This is a genomic window from Nitrosomonas marina (genome assembly GCF_900111605.1).
Lineage (GTDB): Bacteria > Pseudomonadota > Gammaproteobacteria > Burkholderiales > Nitrosomonadaceae > Nitrosomonas > Nitrosomonas marina_A.
Window position 1 is genome coordinate 34,683 of the sequence record NZ_FOIA01000004.1, and the last position, 21,023, is coordinate 55,705.

The 21,023-nt window shown below is 43.9% G+C and carries 22 protein-coding genes; 14 read left to right on the plus strand and 8 right to left on the minus strand.

The window, feature by feature from the left end; genetic code table 11:
• Nucleotides 1–37: 37 nt before the first annotated feature.
• From glmS to BMY62_RS02760, 9 genes are all read left to right on the plus strand, one after another.
• Nucleotides 38–1,885 carry a glutamine--fructose-6-phosphate transaminase (isomerizing) gene (gene glmS, locus BMY62_RS02720; RefSeq protein WP_090656259.1) on the plus strand — a complete coding sequence of 616 codons (1,848 nt, stop codon included), beginning with the start codon at nt 38–40 and terminating at the stop codon, nt 1,883–1,885.
• A gap of 115 nt (nt 1,886–2,000) precedes the next feature.
• The gene (locus BMY62_RS02725) at nt 2,001–2,726 is read left to right on the plus strand and encodes a YebC/PmpR family DNA-binding transcriptional regulator (protein WP_090656262.1); all 726 of its coding nucleotides are present in this window, start codon (nt 2,001–2,003) and stop codon (nt 2,724–2,726) included.
• Nucleotides 2,727–2,746: 20 nt separating this feature from the next.
• Entirely contained in the window at nt 2,747–3,262 is a 516-nt protein-coding gene (gene ruvC / locus BMY62_RS02730) for a crossover junction endodeoxyribonuclease RuvC (RefSeq protein ID WP_090656265.1), read from the plus strand.
• Nucleotides 3,259–3,843, plus strand: a complete 585-nt coding sequence (gene ruvA / locus BMY62_RS02735; RefSeq protein WP_090656268.1) for a Holliday junction branch migration protein RuvA — start codon at nt 3,259–3,261, stop codon at nt 3,841–3,843. Before ruvC ends, ruvA begins: the two co-directional genes overlap by 4 nt.
• A gap of 11 nt (nt 3,844–3,854) precedes the next feature.
• Nucleotides 3,855–4,892, plus strand: a complete 1,038-nt coding sequence (gene ruvB, locus BMY62_RS02740; protein WP_090656271.1) for a Holliday junction branch migration DNA helicase RuvB — start codon at nt 3,855–3,857, stop codon at nt 4,890–4,892.
• A gap of 43 nt (nt 4,893–4,935) precedes the next feature.
• The gene (locus tag BMY62_RS02745) at nt 4,936–5,370 is read left to right on the plus strand and encodes a hypothetical protein (protein WP_090656567.1); all 435 of its coding nucleotides are present in this window, start codon (nt 4,936–4,938) and stop codon (nt 5,368–5,370) included.
• 698 nt (nt 5,371–6,068) lie between these two features.
• Complete coding sequence (gene mtgA, locus BMY62_RS02750; RefSeq protein ID WP_090656274.1) at nt 6,069–6,821, plus strand: monofunctional biosynthetic peptidoglycan transglycosylase; 753 nt, start codon at nt 6,069–6,071, stop codon at nt 6,819–6,821.
• A 185-nt stretch (nt 6,822–7,006) separates the two neighbouring features.
• Nucleotides 7,007–8,449 carry a magnesium transporter gene (gene mgtE / locus BMY62_RS02755; protein WP_090656277.1) on the plus strand — a complete coding sequence of 481 codons (1,443 nt, stop codon included), beginning with the start codon at nt 7,007–7,009 and terminating at the stop codon, nt 8,447–8,449.
• Between the two features lie 204 nt (nt 8,450–8,653).
• Nucleotides 8,654–9,223 (plus strand): cytochrome P460 family protein, encoded by a 570-nt coding sequence (locus tag BMY62_RS02760; RefSeq protein WP_090656281.1) that lies wholly within the window; start codon nt 8,654–8,656, stop codon nt 9,221–9,223.
• A gap of 121 nt (nt 9,224–9,344) precedes the next feature.
• Here BMY62_RS02760 and gloB read toward each other — a convergent pair whose 3' ends face one another.
• Nucleotides 9,345–10,136, minus strand: coding sequence for a hydroxyacylglutathione hydrolase (gene gloB / locus BMY62_RS02765; RefSeq protein WP_177170273.1), 792 nt, complete (start codon nt 10,134–10,136; stop codon nt 9,345–9,347).
• Between the two features lie 108 nt (nt 10,137–10,244).
• Here gloB and BMY62_RS02770 point away from each other — a divergent pair, with 108 nt between their 5' ends.
• The 3 genes from BMY62_RS02770 to dnaQ are packed head-to-tail and all read left to right on the plus strand — an operon-like array spanning nt 10,245 to nt 12,192.
• Nucleotides 10,245–10,967, plus strand: a complete 723-nt coding sequence (locus BMY62_RS02770) for a class I SAM-dependent methyltransferase (RefSeq protein ID WP_090656284.1) — start codon at nt 10,245–10,247, stop codon at nt 10,965–10,967.
• A 59-nt stretch (nt 10,968–11,026) separates the two neighbouring features.
• Nucleotides 11,027–11,488 carry a ribonuclease HI gene (rnhA, locus tag BMY62_RS02775; protein ID WP_256207399.1) on the plus strand — a complete coding sequence of 154 codons (462 nt, stop codon included), beginning with the start codon at nt 11,027–11,029 and terminating at the stop codon, nt 11,486–11,488.
• Between the two features lie 2 nt (nt 11,489–11,490).
• Nucleotides 11,491–12,192: a DNA polymerase III subunit epsilon gene (dnaQ, locus tag BMY62_RS02780; protein ID WP_090656287.1), complete on the plus strand. Its 702-nt coding sequence runs from the start codon at nt 11,491–11,493 to the stop codon at nt 12,190–12,192.
• 21 nt (nt 12,193–12,213) lie between these two features.
• Here the strand turns inward: dnaQ and BMY62_RS02785 are convergent, their stop codons facing one another.
• The gene (locus BMY62_RS02785; RefSeq protein WP_256207400.1) at nt 12,214–12,855 is read right to left on the minus strand and encodes a tetratricopeptide repeat protein; all 642 of its coding nucleotides are present in this window, start codon (nt 12,853–12,855) and stop codon (nt 12,214–12,216) included.
• Between the two features lie 438 nt (nt 12,856–13,293).
• Here BMY62_RS02785 and nhaC point away from each other — a divergent pair, with 438 nt between their 5' ends.
• Nucleotides 13,294–14,727, plus strand: a complete 1,434-nt coding sequence (gene nhaC / locus BMY62_RS02795) for a Na+/H+ antiporter NhaC (RefSeq protein ID WP_090656293.1) — start codon at nt 13,294–13,296, stop codon at nt 14,725–14,727.
• Nucleotides 14,728–14,936: 209 nt separating this feature from the next.
• Nucleotides 14,937–15,134 carry a hypothetical protein gene (locus tag BMY62_RS02800; RefSeq protein WP_090656296.1) on the plus strand — a complete coding sequence of 66 codons (198 nt, stop codon included), beginning with the start codon at nt 14,937–14,939 and terminating at the stop codon, nt 15,132–15,134.
• Between the two features lie 228 nt (nt 15,135–15,362).
• Here the strand turns inward: BMY62_RS02800 and BMY62_RS02805 are convergent, their stop codons facing one another.
• Genes BMY62_RS02805 through BMY62_RS02830 form a run of 6 tightly spaced genes read right to left on the minus strand, consistent with a single transcriptional unit; the run spans nt 15,363 to nt 20,959 of the window.
• Nucleotides 15,363–15,644, minus strand: a complete 282-nt coding sequence (locus BMY62_RS02805) for a hypothetical protein (RefSeq protein WP_090656299.1) — start codon at nt 15,642–15,644, stop codon at nt 15,363–15,365.
• A 19-nt stretch (nt 15,645–15,663) separates the two neighbouring features.
• The gene (locus BMY62_RS02810) at nt 15,664–16,656 is read right to left on the minus strand and encodes a polysaccharide deacetylase family protein (protein WP_256207401.1); all 993 of its coding nucleotides are present in this window, start codon (nt 16,654–16,656) and stop codon (nt 15,664–15,666) included.
• Nucleotides 16,649–17,410 carry a class I SAM-dependent methyltransferase gene (locus BMY62_RS02815; RefSeq protein WP_177170274.1) on the minus strand — a complete coding sequence of 254 codons (762 nt, stop codon included), beginning with the start codon at nt 17,408–17,410 and terminating at the stop codon, nt 16,649–16,651. Before BMY62_RS02815 ends, BMY62_RS02810 begins: the two co-directional genes overlap by 8 nt.
• 27 nt (nt 17,411–17,437) lie before the next feature.
• Nucleotides 17,438–18,658, minus strand: coding sequence for a TIGR04063 family PEP-CTERM/XrtA system glycosyltransferase (locus BMY62_RS02820; protein WP_256207402.1), 1,221 nt, complete (start codon nt 18,656–18,658; stop codon nt 17,438–17,440).
• Nucleotides 18,651–19,643: a transglutaminase domain-containing protein gene (locus BMY62_RS02825; protein WP_143058740.1), complete on the minus strand. Its 993-nt coding sequence runs from the start codon at nt 19,641–19,643 to the stop codon at nt 18,651–18,653. Before BMY62_RS02825 ends, BMY62_RS02820 begins: the two co-directional genes overlap by 8 nt.
• Entirely contained in the window at nt 19,640–20,959 is a 1,320-nt protein-coding gene (locus BMY62_RS02830; RefSeq protein ID WP_090656308.1) for a nucleotide sugar dehydrogenase, read from the minus strand. Before BMY62_RS02830 ends, BMY62_RS02825 begins: the two co-directional genes overlap by 4 nt.
• Nucleotides 20,960–21,023 lie beyond the last annotated feature (64 nt).

Sequence of the window (21,023 nt, forward strand, 5' to 3'; positions counted from 1 at the left end):
GTTTTGCATATTAATTACTGGTACAGGAATAAATCGTATGTGCGGAATTGTGAGTGCTGTTGCAAATAACAATGTTGTTCCCGTCTTACTTGAAGGATTGTTACGTCTTGAATATAGGGGATACGACTCAGCAGGCCTGGTGATTACCAATAATGGACTGCAGAGACTGCGAACTGCTGGTCGTGTTGCCGAGTTGAAAAAAAAGGCTGAAGATCAAAGTACTTATGGACTAGCGGGTATTGCGCATACACGGTGGGCGACGCATGGTGAACCATCTGAACGGAATGCGCATCCCCATTTATCAGGAACTGATTCCAGAATTGCCGTTGTTCATAACGGTATTATCGAAAATCATGAATCAATGCGCAAGCAGTTGCAGGCAGAGGGCTATGAATTCGTGTCGGATACGGACACTGAAGTCATTGCACATTTGATTGCATATAATTTAAAAAATACGACGGATCTGCTGAAAGCGGTTTGTTTGTCGATATCTGAGCTGCAGGGTGCGTACGCCATCGCAGTGATGGAAGAGGAAAATCCCGAACGAATCGTAGTCGCCCGTAACGGCGCCCCATTATTATTAGGATTGGGTGAGGATGGTATTTATGCGGCCTCGGATGCGTCCGCGTTGCTGCAGACAACCCGCAATATGATTTATCTCGAAGAAGGCGATGTTGCTGAGCTGTATAAAGATCAATACCATATTTTCGATTGCTCGGAGGGTTATATAGGCAGGGAAGTTCAGCGACCTGTTCATCAAAGCGATTTGACGAGTGATGCGATCGATATGGGACCATACGATCACTTTATGCAAAAGGAAATCTTTGAGCAGCCGAGTGCCGTGGCTAATACGCTTGAAATGGTATTTAATGCTCAATCTGTTTCTCCCGGTCTGTTTGGTAACGCTGCCGAGAAAATATTTTCGAAAACGCATAGTTTGCTTATTCTTGCCTGCGGTACAAGTTACCATGCTGGCCTCGTTGCGCGGTACTGGATGGAATCCGTCGCTGGACTGCCATGTGCCGTTGAAATAGCCAGTGAATATCGTTATCGTAATCCTGTTGCAGATCCTCATACGCTGGTTGTGGGTATATCTCAATCTGGCGAGACTGCAGACACGCTGGCTGCGATGAATTATGCGAAACAACTGGGCCATTTACACAGTCTTGCAATCTGTAACGTTGCAGAAAGTGCGCTGATCAGACAGACGGATTTGCGGTTTTTAACGCGTGCAGGGCCGGAGATTGGTGTTGCTTCGACAAAAGCATTTACCACGCAACTTGCTTCGTTATTGTTATTAACTGTGTTGCTGGCAAAGATGCGCAACAAGTTATCGATTGAAAAAGAGCGCGAAATGATTGCCATGTTACGGCACTTACCAGCTGCGCTGCAAGCATCGTTGCAGATAGAACCTGAAGTACAAGAGTGGTCGCAGCGTTTCTCTGAAAAACGTCATGCGTTGTTTCTTGGTCGTGGAATGCATTATCCGATAGCGATGGAAGGTGCATTGAAGTTAAAGGAAATTTCATATATTCACGCCGAAGCGTATGCATCTGGGGAATTAAAGCATGGTCCGTTGGCACTGGTAGACAGGGATATGCCGGTTGTTGCCATAGCGCCAAATGATCAGCTGCTGGGGAAGCTTAAATCAAATTTGCAGGAAGTAAACGCCCGGGGCGGGGAATTATATGTATTTGCTGATGCGGACACTGAGATTGAAGAAAGTGATAGTCTTCACGTTATTCGACTGGCTGAGCATGCGGGCATTCTGAGTCCGATTTTACATACGATACCGCTGCAATTACTGGCTTACCATGTTGCCCTTGTCAAAGGTACCGATGTGGACAAACCCAGAAATCTTGCAAAAGCGGTAACGGTGGAATAAATGAAACTGTTTGAATTTTTCTTTGGATTCATGCTGTATTGAGTGCTGTATTTTTCTTTTTTCCTGGTTGTGGCGAATGGTAAGATAAACTTTCTTAATACAGGATATAAAATAAATGGCAGGTCACAGTAAATGGGCAAATATCAAGCATAAGAAAGCAGCACAAGACGCCAAACGCGGTAAGATTTTTACCCGCTTAATTAAAGAAATAACCGTAGCTGCCCGCTTGGGCGGCGGAGACCCAAACAGTAATCCGCGATTGCGTCTCGCCATGGACAAAGCGTTTGGTCAGAATATGCCCAAAGACAATGTGGAGCGTGCTATAAAGCGTGGTAGTGGCGATCTTGAGGGCGTCAATTACGAAGAAATCCGGTATGAAGGTTATGGAATTTCAGGTGCTGCGGTGATGGTCGATTGCATGACGGATAACCGTATGCGAACTGTTGCGGATGTGCGTCATGCATTCAGTAAATTCGGTGGTAATTTGGGTACTGATGGTTCGGTTGCTTTTCAATTCAAGCATTGTGGACAGTTTATATTTGCGCCGGGTACACCGGAAGATAAACTTATGGAAGCAGCACTGGAGGCCGGGGCCGAAGATATTATCAGCAATGATGATGGAAGTGTTGAAGTCGTTACTGCACCTTATGAATTTGTTTCTGCGAAGGAGACAATGGAAAATGCCGGCTTTACTGCGGAATTGGCAGAAGTGACAATGAAGCCTATCAATGAAACCGTTTTAACTGGTGACGATGCGGTCAAAATGCAGAAGCTGCTTGACGCACTGGAAAACCTGGATGACGTTCAGGCTGTTTATACCACAGCGGTACTTGATGAGTAAATTCAAACACAGGTGGTCATATTCGAATTCTAGGTATAGATCCGGGATTGCGTACCACAGGATTTGGTGTTATTGACTGGCGCGCGCATCAATTAAAGTATGTCGGTAGTGGGTGCGTAAGGACTCCTAAAGGCACATTACCGGCCCGTCTTAAGTTAATAATGGATAATCTGCGAGAGATTATTTCACACTACCGGCCCGACCAGGTTGCTGTTGAACAAGTGTTTGTCAATGTCAATCCCAAGTCGACGTTATTATTGGGGCAGGCCAGGGGAGCAGCAATCTGTGCGGCGGTGCTACATAATCTTGATGTGTCTGAATATACTGCACTGCAAATTAAACAGGCAGTTGTTGGAAACGGACATGCACACAAAGACCAGGTTCAGTCCATGGTAATACAGTTACTTAGCCTTACAGGTATTCCCGGAAAAGATGCTGCCGATGCGCTGGCTTGCGCAATTTGCCACGCGCACGGTGGTTCGGGATTGGGCAAGTTTTCGTCGGGCTTGCGTATGAAAAGAGGAAGACTGGTTTGATCGGCAGACTGCAGGGTATTCTGCTGGCGAAGCAGCCGCCGCGAATCGTACTGGATGTCGCGGGCATCGGTTATGAAGTCGATGTGCCGATGAACACTTTTTTCGATCTTCCGGCACCGGGTGAACAGGTGATACTGTATACGCATCTTATGGTTCGGGATGATGCGCATTTGTTATTCGGTTTTGCAACCGAGAAAGAACGTGAAGTTTTTCGTCAACTTGTCAAAATTTCAGGAATCGGCGCAAGAACTGCGTTGGCACTACTATCCGGCATGACTGTCGCCGATTTGCAACATGCTGTCGAATCGGATGATAGTGCACGGCTGGTGAAAATACCCGGAATCGGAAAAAAAACAGCGGAACGACTTTTGCTGGAATTGCGAGGGAAACTGGTTGCCGCTGCTGACGACTTGACTTCCTCAGTTGGTACTGCTGACCAGACTCTAGACGTAATGAACGCGCTGTTGTCTCTGGGTTATAATGAACGCGAAGTTGACTGGGCGATCAAGCAGATACCTCCGGATGCGACTGTGACGGAGGGTATTCGCCGTGCTTTGCAGCAATTGTCAAGGGATAAATAAATTTCGGCGTTATGATTGAAACGGACCGACTAATCAATGCTACTACATCTTCATCTCAGGAAGAAGTCCTGGAACGCGCTTTACGTCCGAAAATGCTTGAGGATTACGTTGGTCAGGAAAAAATCCGCGGCCAATTGAGTATTTTCATCGAAGCTGCACGCCGACGCCAGGAGGCACTGGATCATGTTTTGTTGTTTGGCCCGCCGGGACTCGGTAAAACCACGCTGGCGCATATCATCGCCAGAGAAATGACCGTCAATTTACGTCATACGTCCGGTCCCGTGCTGGAGCGTCCCGGCGACCTTGCTGCTTTGCTGACAAACCTGGAGCCGAATGACGTGTTGTTTATCGATGAAATACACCGTTTGTCGCCAATGGTTGAAGAAATTCTGTATCCGGCGCTGGAAGATTATCAGCTGGATATTATGATCGGAGAAGGCCCGGCAGCACGATCTGTCAAACTGGATTTGCCGCCGTTTACACTGGTTGGTGCAACTACGCGTGCCGGTATGCTGACAAATCCGCTACGCGATCGCTTCGGTATTGTTTCGCGGTTGGAATTTTATACAGCGAATGAATTAAGTAAAATTGTGGAACGATCAGCCGGGTTGATTAATGTAGAGATGACACCGGACGGTGCTTTGGAAATTGCGCGACGTTCACGGGGTACGCCGCGCATTGCTAATCGCTTGTTGCGCCGTGTGCGTGACTATGCCGAAGTCAAATCCAATGGTCAGGTGACGAAACAAATTGCTGATGCTGCCTTGAGCATGCTGGATGTCGATTCGACTGGTCTGGATGTCATGGACAGAAAGCTGCTATTGTCTGTTTTGGAGAAATTTGAAGGTGGGCCGGTCGGTGTTGATAATCTTGCCGCTGCTATCGGAGAAGAACGTGACACCATTGAAGATGTGCTGGAGCCGTATTTGATTCAGCAAGGATTTCTTAAACGTACACCACGGGGCCGTATGGCGACAATTATCGCTTACCGTCATTTTGGACTGCCATTGCCCAGAAGTGGCATACAGGGAGAGTTATGGGAAGAATGAGAACCGTTCTTGCCCGATTTAATCATTTTAATTGTTTTCAATTATGCAAACTCATACATTGCGTTTTATTATCGCTATTCTGCTGACTGTAGTGATTATGCTGTATTTTTATACGGACCGGGAAAAAAAACAATACAGTCAATCGGCTGAGCCAGCCGTAGCACAAATTCTGGCAGAAATCTCCACCTGGGAAAAGGAGCCTTTGCTCAGGCATCTTGCGCCGGAAGCGAAACAGACCATCACCGACGAGCAACTGGATCAATTGCTTGATCACTATCGCAGTTTTGGCAGATTTTATTCCATTGATGAACTGGATTTTTCACGCATATCGAGTGTATTTTCCTTGTTTGGTGAAAAGCGGCTTAATTACTCTGGTGTGGCGGAGTATTCGAGCGGCCCGATTAACATCAACATAACCCTGGTTGAACGAGGTGGTTATTATCTTGTTTATAATTTTACTTTGAGCAGAGCATCATAACAGAAGCGGACCACAATTCTTGGCAGGTGGCTTAGATTCAGGCATTCTCTTCGTATTTTACGCCACTATTTTCAACATCGATGGAGAGCGATACGATAACAGAAATAACTTTATTATCAGATGATTGATTAAAAAATCGCTTTCGCAGTTGTACCGCTCCTTCTTCGACGCATTGTACCTTGCCTATCAATGAACACAGTAGCTACTGAATATTTTTCCATGTGTCATTGGTGCAAATATGTCTGTAGTAAGAGTAAGTCGGTTCCAGTACCGCAGACTATTTGTCCAGTAAACAAATGGTCATGATTATCATAGATTGCCTGTATTGATTATTCAACCATGTCAGATGATGTTCCAACGGTGGAATGGTCAGGCATGTTCCCCGTAATCCAGTAAATGCCGATCTCCGTATAATTCACTTTTGTTGTTTTTTGGTAACTAGACGATAGCCGGCGGGAAGGCGTTGCAGACTGCTAAAAATAGTTCTATGCGATTACCACGGTTCCTAAAAGGGCAAAAGTTTTCGCTGTTCTTGTTGAATCAAGATAGTTTCCCATCGGTGTGATGTGTTCATTGGAAATCTGAACCGGTCCGCAGTCATTTAAAATTTAAATTTTATGTGTTGTCATCGATTTTGTCTTGTGCTGATTGTTCAAGTACATTATTCAATACAATGTTAGTGAATTGAAACATCACCCATGAAGAAGAAAAAGAAAACAGCGAGAAGAGTTGTTAAAGGAAAAACAGCAGGATATACAGGGACGCTCAGGCGCTGGTTCTGGCGATTGTTTCTGCTGTTGATTTACATGTTGTTTGTGTATCAGCTTTGGTTGATGAGTCATGTGCTTTACTGGAAACACAACAACCCGCCGAGCAGTGCGTTTATGGAGTCCCGGATGAAAATTTTGCGTGAAGAGAATCCGGCTGCATCGCTGCGTCATACCTGGGTGCCTTACAGGAAAATTTCTTATGAAATGAAACGGGCGATTATTGTTGCTGAGGACAGCAAGTTTCTTCAGCATAAAGGTTTTGACTATGATGCAATTCGGAATGCGCTGAAGAAGAATTTATCACAAGGTCAAATAACAGTTGGCGGTTCGACTATCAGCCAGCAGCTGGCTAAAAATCTTTTTCTTTCCGAGCAGAAGTCCGTATGGCGGAAATTTCAAGAAGCCATTATTACAGTAATGCTGGAAACCGTGATGTCCAAGCAGCGTATTCTGGAGATTTATCTGAATATGATTGAGTGGGGTAACGGCGTTTTTGGTGTAGAGGCAGCGGCTCAGCATTATTTTGGTCGATCGTCTGCGTCTTTAACAAAACGGCAGGCGACATATCTGGCGGCTATGGTGACCAATCCACGTTTTTATGATAAGAATCAAAATTCTCCGCATTTATTGAGAAAGCGAGATATTCTGCTCAATCGTTTGCATTCGGCGAAGATACCCTGAAGGTTCAGTTGAATAGACGCCTATCGTACAGGCATTGTTTTGCCTGTTTATTACGTTTGTCAGTCTTGCTTCAAAGCGTTTATGCTATTGCAAGAATAACGACTAACGAAGTGCTTTTTGTTTCGTTGAGCATGGTTCTCTTTTTGCCTGCGATGATTACGAGAATACACAAGGATTGACCTGCTATGACTGAAAAAAATAATAACGAAGAAAACGAGAAACTGCATACTCAGTTACAGCGCGTTATTTCATTGCTAAATAAATACAAGTTGTTGCAGGGTTTCGTCGATCTGCAGAGTGAAACAGGTAACGCACTTGCAGAATCGGCCATCCAGAAAGAAAATCTGAAAGAGTTGCAGCGACTGGTGGACAAACTTCATCCGGCGGATATAGCAGACCTTCTGGAATCTTTACCGCTGGAGGACAGATTATTGGTCTGGGGACTGGTCAGACCGGAATATGATGGTGACGTATTGCTGGAAGCCTCCGACGCCATACGGGAAACATTGATTACGGATATGGGGGCGCATGAATTGGTTGCAGCTGCTGAGCAATTGGATGCAGACGAGATCGCGGACCTTGCGCCTGATTTGCCTCAGGATGTGATGGAGGATGTTTTTCGGTCGCTTCCGATTGCTGAACGAGAACAGTTGCGTGCAGCCATGTCATATCCGGAAGATGCCGTGGGCGCGTTGATGGACTTTGATGTGATTACAGTCCGTGAAAATGTGCGTCTCGAGGTTGTATTACGCTATTTGCGTCGTCTTGAAGAACTGCCTGACCATACGGATCAACTGTTTGTCGTTGACAGAAATGAACATTTGAAAGGGGTGCTGCTGATCAACAAAATATTGGTTAGCGACCCTGAAATGCTGGTTGCGGATGTTATGACCAAAGAAATGATCACGCTGCATCCGGACGATAAGGCGCAAGATGCCGCGCACGCATTTGAGCGTTATGATCTGGTTTCTGCTTCTATCATCGACCATGACAAGAAGTTGCTAGGTCGTGTAACCGTAAATACGGTAATTGATTTTATACAGGAAAAAGCTGAATATGATGCGCTGAATCTTGCTGGTTTGCGCGAAGAAGAAGACCTTTTTGCGCCGGTGCTGCGAAGCGTGCGAAACCGATGGGTATGGCTTGCGATTAACCTGGTTACTGCATTTATCGCCTCGCGTGTGATTGGCTTGTTTGAAGATTCTATAGAAAAGCTGGTTGCACTTGCGGCGCTCATGCCGATTATTGCCGGTATAGGCGGTAATTCCGGTAATCAGACAATTACCATGATTGTCCGTGCGCTTGCGTTGGAGCAAATTAAAGCGGGAAGTGCCTGGAAGCTGATTGGCAAGGAAATTGGTGTCAGTGTCGTCAATGGCCTCATCTGGGGGGGCGTGGTCGGATTGTTTACATTTGCAATTTATCAGAACGTAGAACTGGGTCTTGTCATGATGTTGGCGATGTTGCTGAATCTGCTTCTTGCTGCATTGCTTGGTGTGTTAATTCCGCTAACATTAAGGAAGCTTGGTCGAGATCCGGCATTGGGTTCCAGCGTAATGATTACTGCGGTTACCGATAGTGGTGGTTTTTTCATTTTTTTAAGCCTTGCAACCCTGTTTTTGCTATAAGCAAGTTAATTGTAATTTTGCTAAAGGATCTGCCAGAAAATAATAGTGTTTGAGAATGATCCAAAAATACAATGGCCATATTTCGTGATATCACTTTGAATTTTTTGCCTCTTGACGAGTGTAACATGTCTCTTTAACATAAGGCTGGGAAATGGCTTTCCAGGCTGTTTTCGGGTTTTTCGTTAACCATTTAAAGGGCTTATTATGTCAAAGTTTAAAAAAGCTTTATTTTGCGGTATTGCTCCACTGTTAATGGCCGGTATGTTGAGTGTTACATCACAAGCTGTTGCATCTGGAGAACGGTTGTATGGTCGATTCACACAAGATAACGAATTGTATACACCTAGAAATTATCGTGAGTGGGTCTTCATTGGTTCTAGTGTTACACCGAATGATATGAATGATGGCGCCGCTGCATTTCCAGAATTCCATAATGTTTATATAGATCCGGGCAGCTTCGAATACTGGAAGAAAACCGGTGAGTTTCGTAACAATACTGTAATAGTGAAAGAGCTTGTCAGCGTTCGAGGAAAAGAATCGCCTAGTGGAAATGGTTATTTCCCAGGTGAATTTAATGGCATTGCAGCTATGGTCAAAAGTGAGAAACGATATCCCGATCGTCCGGGAAACTGGGCTTATTTTGGATTTCCTGAAGGTGCAAGACATGGTGCGATTCAGGAAGACTCGGCCTGCTCAGCATGTCATCAAGAGCATGCGGCACAGGATCAGGTATTTACCCAGGGCTATCCAGTATTGCGTGCAGCCAAACCATAGAAACTCAGGCAATCTGGTTTGAGATCAGTCATTCATCGACTGATACCTTTGCATTATGACGGACTTCCGGCCAACCGGCCAGAAGTCCGTTTTCATTTATCCTGTTTCAGGAATAAGACGCTTAAAAGTTATTTTTCCATTCGCGTAATGCGGTAAAGACATCAAGCGGTTCATGCAGCTTTTTTCCGGCATACAGACTGGCTGTTCTGATTATTTCAGGGTGATTGCAGCGTAGAAACGGATTGCATGCTTTTTCCATTGCTATGGTTGAGGGTAGTGTTGGCTTGTTGTTGCAGCGTAGCTGACTGGCATGTTGTTCCAGTTGCTGAAGATCGACGTTATCGGGTTCTGCAGTTCGGGCAAAACTGATATTGCTAAGTGTATATTCGTGAGTACAATAGACCAGAGTGTCATCAGGCAAGTCTGCCAGTTTTTGCAGCGATTGGTACATTTGCTGCGCGGTTCCTTCGAACAATCGCCCGCAGCCACTGGCGAACAACGTGTCTCCACAAAATAGTATGTGTTTTTGATCTGGCCCGGGTGGCAGTCCAAAATAGGCAATATGTCCCAGCGTATGTCCAGGCACTTCAATTACTTCGAGTGACAGAGATAATGACGGGAGGACAACTATTTCTCCATCTCGCAAAGGATGAGACACGGTTGAAATCGCTTCGTGCTCTGGGCCGTATACCGGCACATCAAACCGGTCTAGTAGTGCGAGGTTACCGCCAGTATGATCATTGTGATGATGTGTAATCAAAATAGCGTCGAGTTGCAGTTTTTTCGACTGCAGATAATCAAGTACGGGGTGTGCGTCTCCCGGGTCAATAACTACAGCAGACGCTGTGTCGTGAACTATCCAGATATAATTATCTCTGAATGCGGGTATTGGATAAATACGCAATGTCGTCATGTCAGTTTTTAATGATGTAGAATTTTGTAGAATTTGAGTGAGTATCCTTATAGCTTAAATTAAAATATAAGCTCTGACCAACCTTATGAACCGTTTAAATTTACAGGTATGACTGCAATAACCGCTCGGCAATGGTTTGCAACACCTCTCGGACAGTATGTTGTCGAACATGAATTTTTATATTTTGACCAGGCAGTTGCAAATATTTTTGGTTATAACGCCATGCAATTAGGCATGCCATACTTTGATTTTCTGAGAATGAACCGCATGCCGTTGCGTTTCACAGCGGGTACCGAGTGCGATAACGAAATGAAAGCAGCCAGTGATCATCTGCCAATTGCCGGCGATACGATTGATCTGGTAATCGTACCCCATGTTCTTGAGTTTAATAAAAATCCGCATCAAATTCTACGGGAGGTTTATCGTGTGCTGATCCCCGAAGGTCATGTCGTTATTTCCGGCTTTAACCCAATCAGTTTATGGGGTGTACACAATTTTTTTGTGTCAGAGCGAGAAGAGTTTCCTTGGAATGGAGATTTTATTGCATTACCGAGGTTAAAGGACTGGTTAAAACTGTTCAATTTTGAGATGAAAGGCGGCAAACTGTGTTGCTATACGCCGCCTTTCAAACAGGATAACTGGCGTCAGCGATTCAGGTTTATGGAAGATGCGGGTGATCGCTGGTGGCCAATCTCAGGCGGCGTATATTTTTTGCACGCGGTTAAGCATAAATATGGTATGCGTGTAATCAAACCTAGTTGGAAAAGCAGTTTGGCCGGAAAAAAGAAGATCGCTGCTGCTACGCAGCGCATTAAGCAAAGGAATTCATAGCAGGTCTGCAATTAAACAAAAGGTGACGAATTTGTGACTAATGTTGTGCAGATCAAAAAATGATGAAAGAAACTAGAGTAGTTAAAATATACACTGATGGTGCCTGTAAAGGAAATCCGGGTATTGGTGGGTGGGGTGCTGTTTTGAGATATGGTGCGCACGAGCAGGAAATATTCGGTGGGGAAAAACATACAACCAATAACCGAATGGAGCTGATTGCTGCAATTCGAGCGCTGGAATTGTTGAAACGATCCTGCAAGGTGCATTTATATACGGATTCACAGTATGTACATAATGGTATCAGTCAATGGATGCAGGCCTGGAAGGCGCGGAACTGGAAAACAGCTGATAATAAGCCGGTCAAGAATGAGGATTTGTGGAGAACATTGGATCAATTATCGCAGAAGCATGATGTGGAGTGGCTCTGGGTCCGTGGTCATGCTGGACATGAAGGTAACGAGCGTGCCGATGCGTTGGCAAATCGTGGTGTCGATAAAGTTATAGCCGAACAGCTTTCCTGATCATGCGGCAAATTGTACTCGATACTGAAACTACAGGGCTGGAATACAAACTTGGGCATCGGGTCGTTGAAATTGCTGCAGTTGAGATCAGCAACCGGCAGCTAACCGGAAGTCATTTTCATCATTATCTGAATCCGGGGCGCGACAGTGACGAGGGTGCGCTCCAAGTGCATGGTCTAACCCGTGCATTTCTCGAAGACAAGCCAAAATTTAAAGAAATTGCCAAAGATTTCCTCGATTTTATTTATGATGCAGAGCTGGTAATACATAATGCACCATTTGATGTGGGTTTTTTAAATCAAGAGCTCGGTCTTGAGAGATTGTCATCCATAGATGCGTATTGCGCGCGCATCACCGATACACTCAAACTGGCGAAAGATCTGCATCCGGGCAAACGTAATAATCTTGATGCCTTATGTGAACGTTATAAGATCGATAATTCGAAAAGAACACTGCACGGAGCATTGCTTGATGCAGAACTGCTCGCCGAAGTTTATCTTGCGATGACTCGTGGTCAGGAAAGTCTGATGATGGATCTGGACAGTGATATGCAGACCGGCGGTCAAATTGAATATGATGTCAGCAATCTGAATCTGCGAATAGTAGTTGCGAGCGCTCAGGAACTAGAGCTGCATAACCGTTTGCTGGCAGGAATTGCCAAAGAAAATGGCAATCGATGTATATGGAAAAATATGGAGTGCTAAATCTCTATTGAGTATTAATGATTATTTCCATTTACCGGCGGCAACCAGTTTGTTTTTAAGTCCAGGCAACGGAAAATTTTGTTCGTATGCTTTTTTGGCGTGAAGCAAGGCCTTTTCATAGTTTCTCTTTTTTAAATAGAGTAATCCTAAATTATAGTTAGTTGTGGGGTTGTCAGGTTCAATATCGTTGGCAATTTGTAATTGCTCCAGCGCCATGTCCAGTTTGTTTTGTTTGAGCAGGTGATTACTAAAGATCACGCGGACTACTGGATCTTTCGGCTTGAAACGGATTGCTCGGTCAAAATAGCATAAAACAGTATATCGGGTTCCTTCAGGTCTGGATATTTTGTCTCTTAAAGCAAGTCTGCTCAATGTGTGCAGCGCTTTGTGATGGTTAGGAAAAGCGCTTAACGTGTAGTTCAAATCTCCACCAATTGAGCTTGTCGTACCTGCGATCAGATTCTCTACATTACGATCAAAGTGATGTGTTTCGACAACCTTTAGTTCTTCTTTTTTTGTTGGGTCAGTGTAGTCAAACGGTCCAAATGTCGTATTGTCCACTTCACCACAATATGGTCCGGCAAAAACTGGTCCCGTGATCATCACAAACAGAAGTGCCAAGATCCAGATATTTTGCTGATTTTTGTATTTAAATGTATCCATAGGTGGTGAGTGCATCTCATTGCCTAGATTGACCTGACTGAAAGTTTTTAACTAGACTAACTAGATCTTTCAGGATATCAGGATAAAAAGATAACGCAATCTTGCCATTAAAAGGAATAAACTGACAATAGTTAATCGGCAAAAAAAACAGCAATACTATCTGGCGGTATAAAAAATCTTATGAAGATTCCAACAAACCTGAGCAAAAGTTAATGGCACGGCTTTATCTGGTGCGTAGAATGTGACCATTAAACCGTTTTTTTGGAATGGGTTCAGGAATCAAGATGAAATGGATATTGACTCTGAAACGGTATCGGGATTGACCTTTGTTGTTTAAATATTTTAATTCGGGAAGCGGCTGGCCGGATATGAAAAATAATCCTGCTTGTTCACTGAACCTGAAGAATAAACAATATTGATCAAAATCCTGAAAAAACGATGGAAAATAATAAGCAGTTAAACGTGGCATTTGCGGATAAAAAAAATCCTTCATTTATTCACGCAGTGACATGCTTCATGGGCGTGTTTTTAATGATTTCATTGGGGTTGTTTGTTTTCGAGGCCAGTTTGCACGCGATCATATTTCTTGCTTTGGTCTGGACTGCCATGCAGGCGGCTTGGCTTGGTCACTCTTTTCTTGCGATCAGGCAGATGATGAATCATGGCATTTATAAAGCGCTGCCGGCATTGTATATTTTTATGCTGATTGGAATGGTAATTGCCAGCTATATGCAAAGCGGTACGATTGCCAGTTTGTTATTTTACGGACTTGATTTCCTCAATCCTGTAATTTTTTTGCCTGTTGGATTGATTTTATGCTGTCTGATGTCAGTGGCAACTGGTACATCGTGGGGTACCGTTGGCACACTGGGGGTAGTTCTCATGGGTATTGGTGACGCAATGGGTATTCCATTGCCGGTTGTCGCCGGTATGATTATCTCGGGCGCTACATTTGGCGATAAACTGTCGCCAATTTCAGACACAACGAACCTGGCCGCCATGAGTGCTGAAACAAGTCTTTACCGCCATATCTATTCCATGTTGTTTACTACAGTACCCACGTTCTTGATTGTGTTGTGTCTGTTTGTTCTGATTGGATTAAAGTATGCTGATGCGCAACTCTACGATGCGACAACTGAAACGACTAACAATTCTGTCAGGTTGGCGTTAAACAATGCTTATCTGCTAAATCCGACGATTACACTGTTGCCGTTATTGGTCATGTTTGCTATGAGCATCAAGCGGTACGCGCCAGAAGTCAGTATGTCGATCAGTATTTTTATCGCCATGTTGATTGCAATTGTGTATCAGGGGAAAAGCGGTATCGATGTTCTGAACGCGCTCTGGTTAAATTCTGAAGGGTCAACCGGTATTAAAAATCTGGATGAGTTGCTTGGACGCGGTGGCATATATAGTATGGCATGGACACTGCTATTGTCGATTATGGCACTGGCATTGGGTGGCATTTTGCATCACGCCGGGTTTTTGCGGGTCATGCTGATAAACATTATCATGTTTATCAGACGCATCGGCACGCTGATCGCAACTACAATTGCTGCAGGGTTTGTCTGTAATCTTGCCTTGGGTGAAGCGTATATCTCGATTATTTTGAATAGCCAGTTATTCAAAGGATTCTATGAAGAAAAAGACATCGATAAAGCGATATTGTCCCGTTCAGTAGAGGAAGGTGCGACGCTGACAGCGGCGCTGGTTCCCTGGACAACTACTGGTACTTTTTATGCTGCTACACTTGGTGTTACAACGCTGGAGTATGTGCCGTATGCCTTGTTGAATCTGCTCAATCCCTGCTTTGCCATTATCATGGCATATCTTGGCATCGGTTTGTTGAAGAACATGCGTAAAATTGTATGAAGTATGAATAGAATATCGCGTAATTTGTGAGTCAGTGGAGAGGTCGATCATTGGTACCGCTTGTATGTTTGGTTTGTTTCAGTATATACTCCTGAACTGGCTGTTGTTTTATTAATCAGAAAAGAAATATTAATAATAATTACAGATAGTTTTTTAGATTAAAATATTATAGCTATCTTTCAAATATTCGATAATTATTAGGAGAAGCAATGAAATTTTCAGTTTTTTTAGCAGCGTTACTCGCACTAGTTTTATCCGGTTGCGGTGGTTTGTTTGATTCCGCAGATATGGGTGATCCCAATATGATAGACATGGAATGTGAGTTCGGTATTGACGGCAACGGCAACTGCCTGGCTGAAGGTGCAGATCCACGTCCTTATGGTGGTAAAAGCAAACCAGGTCATTAATTCAGACTTTAATAGCCAATATCTGTCCTCACTGAGTTGAGGTAAACAAAACCGCCTCCAATCAGGCGGTTTTTTTTTGCTGTAAAAATTCAGCAGGTTGCTATGTCGTCGGTATTGTTATCCGTGGCCTTGTATTTGTCATATAGGAAAGACAATGTTGATGGATTTGGATTTGAGCTTGTTCGATTGGTAAGACGCTAAAACGATAGCATCTTGTATGGTAAAGAACTATGTCAGCGTTAATACATCGGAGAATTTGCTGCGTGCGATACTTTCCAGATACCTTCTGGCCCTTTGACTGACACCTGCACCGTGTTGAAGATAGGATTGGGCGGCCTGGCTGGGTGAATATTGGCTTACTTTGTATCCCTGTGTTTCTAACTCTGTAAACGATATTGATGTTACCGTGAGACGGCCTTTACCTAATTTGATGATTTTGTATTTGCTGCCATTTCTGGTTACTATAATTGCCGTCTGGCGATGATGATTGACGACCACGGTTGGTTGCATAGTTGTTTGTCTGGGCAGTTTACGTTACGGTCTGCACTGTTCTGAACATGTTTTGTATCATCTGTAATAAAAACCGATTTCGGTTGATATTCCAAGGTGTAAATCTCGGGAGTTGATAAACATCAGTACTTGCGGTTGCGGTTCCCCAGGCAGTTGATACAGCCGCATCAAAGCCGATTTTTTTAAGCATGTTAACATGTTCGGTTAAATAATCCCGATCGGGTTTGCCATTTGGATATGCGAAAAAACGAACGGGCGCCTGTAGGATATTTTCTAATATGGTCTTGCCTTGTTCAATTTCGGCGTATGCTGCAGAAGCTTCCAGACGCGTCAGAATCGGATGGGTAACAGTATGTCCGCCGATCTCCATACCGGCGCCATGTAGCTGTCTGATCTGATCGGGATTCATCATAACATTCCCTGGCAGTGTTCCAGGTATTAAATTGCATAATCGATCCAATTGCTCAGATCTCTCATCATATGGCAGATACTTGAACGTTTCAATCAGTGTTAATACAGTTTGCCGTCGTTGTTCCAGTGTACCGATTTCATGCTTACCCAGTCCGATTTTGTCTAAATCCAAAACTGGGCCGGATGCGCGACGTAAAAATTCTATGAGTTTGTCATTCCACATCATACTGCCGTCAATAAAACCGGCTGCAATAAAAAACGTTGCCGCTAGATTGTATTTTTGAAGAATTGGCAAAGCAACTTCGGCATTATTGGCGTAACCATCATCAAAAGTAATACAAGCCGCTCGGCTCGGAAGTGTGTTGTCCTGCAGTCTTTGAATGGCTTCATGCAACGGAAGTACATTGAAATAACGGGACAAATGGCAAATCTGTGCTTCAAAGCTATGTGCATCTTCCTGGCCAGGAAACAGTTCATCGGGTTTCAGTGGAACCCGATGATAGAGGACAATGGATAACCGCGCACGACTTCCTGCTGGAGAGAGCAGTGAAGTGAATGTATTGACAAAGGTTGTTTCTATTTGAGCTAAAAAACTAGACACTGTGTGTATCCTGCTGGCGTTGTCCGCTCATGATAAAGGAATGGCTGAGTAATTGTCCCAAGAAAGGGAAATGGCCAAAGAACCATCTGGCAGCACGCGTTTCAATAATCCACTGATAACGGTACCAGCGGGCCGGTAATATGGGTAACCAGTGTAATTGGACATTAATTAAACTGTTTTTTTTCATTAAACGACGCAGATTTTTGACTGATTCATAGCGTAAATGCATCGGTTTATTTTGAATCCGGCGACTAATTTGTTCCCAAATATGGGGAAGGCACCGGCTATTGAGAGCATCTATACAGATGTATCCGCCGGGTTTGACCGCTTTGGACAGACTGACAACCGCATGGCTTGAATCATTCAGAGCCTGTATAACACCAAAACAAATTGCGCCATCGAAATAACCTTGTTTTAACGGTATTTTATTGATATCCGCTACACACCATACAATTGACGATTCTCCTTTTAGTCTGGCTTTCTGTAAAGACGGTAAGGAATAATCCAGGCCAACGACTTCTCCGCCCTGTTGTACGATAAATCTGGAATACGTACCGGCTCCACAGCCGGCATCAAGCCATTTTTTTTTATTCGTGAAAAGATTGTTACTGTGCCATATTTCCTTGAATTTGCGCAGACGTGCATCCAGGCCTGTAGGTGACCATCCGGCAATACCTGCATCATCTTCTGCCTGCTCGGCAAAATTTTCAAATCTTTTTCGCCATAGCTTTTCAAATGAGCGTGGTTTGTTCACATCTAATTTGTTTAGTGAGATTGATGTTTAATTTTGTTCAGCCAGTGATTGATAAATAGCCTTGTAAGGTGCGACACAGACTGCCCAATTGCGTTGGTGTCTCACTTTTTCGATCCCGTTATTGATCAATGTGGCAAAGTCTGACTGAAAATAAGCGGTTCTTAATAGTGTAACCAGATTGTCTAAATCGCCGGCCTTGAATAATAAACCATCTTCATGGTCAATAATCAATTCCTGATGACCGCCAACATCAGAAGCAATACACGGTTTTCCCATAGCCATGGCTTCCAATGGTTTCAATGGTGTAACCAGTTCAGTCAACCGCATGGGCAGTCTGGGATAAATAAGTAAATCGATTATGCTGTAATATTTCATTACCTCATTATGATTGACTCTGCCTGTAAAGGTAACACGGTCAGAAATGTCAAACCGGGAGACCATTGCTTTTAATGCGGATTCAGCCTGGCCACCACCAACCAGTAAAACATGAAAATCCGGGCATTCATCTTTTAAGGCAGCTACTGCTTGTATCAGTAACTCCAGCCCTTCGTATTCATAGAAAGAACCGATAAATCCAAGTACTTTTTTGTTATCCAGATTTAACTGGCGGCACAGAAGCGAATCTTTTTCCTGGATAGGATAAAATTTTTCTGTATTGACGGCGTTGGGTATGACCGTAATCTTTTCAGGAGAGACGCCGCGTAACTGAATGTCTTCTTTGAGGCCTTGACAGATGGTAGTGATATGGTTCGCACGTTTGAGTACATAAGTTTCAAGTGCTCTGGATATTTTATAGCGCAAATCATTTTCCTGGCATGTGCCATGACTGACTGCGGCATCTTCCCATGATGCGCGCATCTCATATAGTACGGGAATATTATATTTCTTTCCGATGTGTAAAGCAGCCAGGCCATTAAGGCAAGGCGAGTGCGCATGGATAATATCGGGTTGCTCAATAGATAAGACCAACTCAATCCGTTTTATTAATGTCAGTACAACATCAAGCTGATTGAACAACGGCAGCCTGTTTAGAAATGAAGGATATGTCCGATAAAATGACAGTCCGTCAACAGTTTCAATCGCATCAATGCATTGACTGTTTTCGGAATGTTTGCTGCCAGTGACTAACGCTGTTTGTATACCCATCTGGTGCTGAATTGACAAAATTGCACGGGTGCGAAAGGTGTAACCGCTGTGCAAGGGCAAAGAATGATCAAGCACGTGCAGTACTTTGATATCCTTATCCATGGCTTGTGCGATTACTGAACATTCGGGCTAGAATAATTAAAATAAGAATGCCTGATGCAGCGTTGAAGAAAATAATAAAGAGGACTGTGTGTTTAAGTGATAACAACTCTTTTTGTTGCTGAGCGCTGTCGGGGTCGGGAAATAATCGAATCTCTTGATTAATGCCCAATATTATACCTGTTATCTGTTCGGCCATTCTGGAAAAGGATCCCGTTATCTGAATAAGTGGATTGGAATCATAGCTGAACACATCATTTGCCCATATCAGAAATAACTGCGGCATGCCGCGCTGATAATAATCCAGCGCAACCGAATCATTCTGAAAGCCGAATTGTGTTTGATTAATTTTCTGGATGATCAACTGGGTTCGGTCAGCGTTGAGCAACTGCCGAAACTCTAAAACAGAAAGCGGTTCACCATGGCGATTGGTGACATAAAAAGCGTTATAGGTGTCAATAAAGACCCACTTGTCAAGTTTCTGATCATAAATCTCATTAAAGGCATGTCCGTCTCCGTTATAACGATCGAAGGACATTCCCCATTCTCTGACAGGAATACCGAGTGTATGCGCGATACCATTAAAAACCTGGGTATAGTCCGAACACCACCCAGTACCTTCATCCTGCATTTTCTTTAAAGCATCCTCTGTATTGGACTGAATCGGCCCACCGTAACGCTCACGCTCAAGGATTTTTTGTGCAGCAAGCAGGAACTTATCCATTTCGGACATGGTCTGGCTGATGGGCAGAGAGTCAACAAATTGTAGAAAATATGGCGGCGGTGTATGAGTTTCATTCTTGAAATCTGTCGGAAAAGCCGATGGGTTCCAGTTAAAATCTTCGAGTTGACCAGGTTGGTGCACGAGGGAATTACGTATTCGTGCTGCTTCTTCCGAGGGGGTTGCTAAAGTGAATAAATAGATACAACTGGCGGCTATGCCCAGAGTCAACAAACCCAACTGCAGAAAATACCGTCTTTTGATCATTTCCAGCACATTCCTATATAGGTTGCACGAAGTTTATCCCTTTCCTTCATATTGACTAAGTCTAAGATAATTTGTTCTTTACGGGAAGATTCAATTAGTGTAGTCGTCAGATGCGGATCCGAAATGCCGACCACTATGATTTCACTTGTGGACAGCAGATTTTCATAGTCTGTTGTCATTAGTGATCCGATATGCGGAATGCTGGTCTCTATAAAATATTTGTTTGCACCAATCAATTTCGAAATATTGACCTCAGGATCATAAATTTTCAGCGAAAAACCTTTTCCAATCAGTTTTTCGGCCAAATCCACAAGCGGACTTTCGCGCAAATCATCTGTTCCGGATTTAAAACTGAGTCCTACAAAACCGATTTTTTTTAATCCGGCTTGTGTGATTTTCTGTAAAGCACAATCCAGATGTGCACGATTGGAAGGCAATACGCCTCTGAGCATGGGGATGTCGACATCGTTCTGTTTGGCGATGTAATTAATTGCTCTGAGATCTTTGGGAAGACAGCTGCCGCCAAACGAGAATCCGGGTTTCATATACGCGCTGGAGATGTTCAACTGTTTATCTTTGCAGATCAGGTCCATAACCGCATGCGGGTCGACCTGTATCGATTCGCACAGACGGGCAACTTCATTGGCAAAGGTGATTTTGAGTGCATGAAAGATATTGCAGAAATATTTCATCGTTTCTGCTGTGGCTATATCTGTGTAAATAATTTCAGCCGGCAGACCTGAGAATAATTCTTCAAAAACTGCTTTCGGTTTGTCTGAAGAGAGGCCGACTACCGTAAATGGCGGCTTATAGTAGTCCTTGATGGATGATCCCTCCCGCAAAAACTCGGGCTGAAAGCATACGTCAAAATCAATGCCGTTTGACTTGCCTGAAAACTTTTCCAGTAGTGGTATTAATGTGTTGATGACAGTACCTGGAAGAAGGGTCGAGCGAAAAACGATGATATGATGATTGTTTTTTGATTTTAGTGCTGCACCTAATTGCTCGGTTAATCGCAATACTGCTGTTTGATCCTGATTGCCATTTGATTGAGACGGTGTTCCAACACATACAAAAGATAACTGGGTCTGCGATACAGCATCCTGAGTCGATTCGGAAAGCTTTACCCGGCCTGAGGCCACGACCTCCTGAACGAGCTCCGGCATGCCGGTTTCAATGACTGGGGATTTTCCCGATTGAATCAGCTCCAGCTTGGTTTTGTCTATATCCACCCCTGTGACATTGTGACCTTCTTTAGCAAGACAGGCTAGAGATACTGCACCAACATAACCCAAACCAAATACGCTGATATCCATTCCAACTCCTAATTTTTTGAATTCAAATTCCTGAAGCTTTACAACTTAGTCCTCTATCAATATC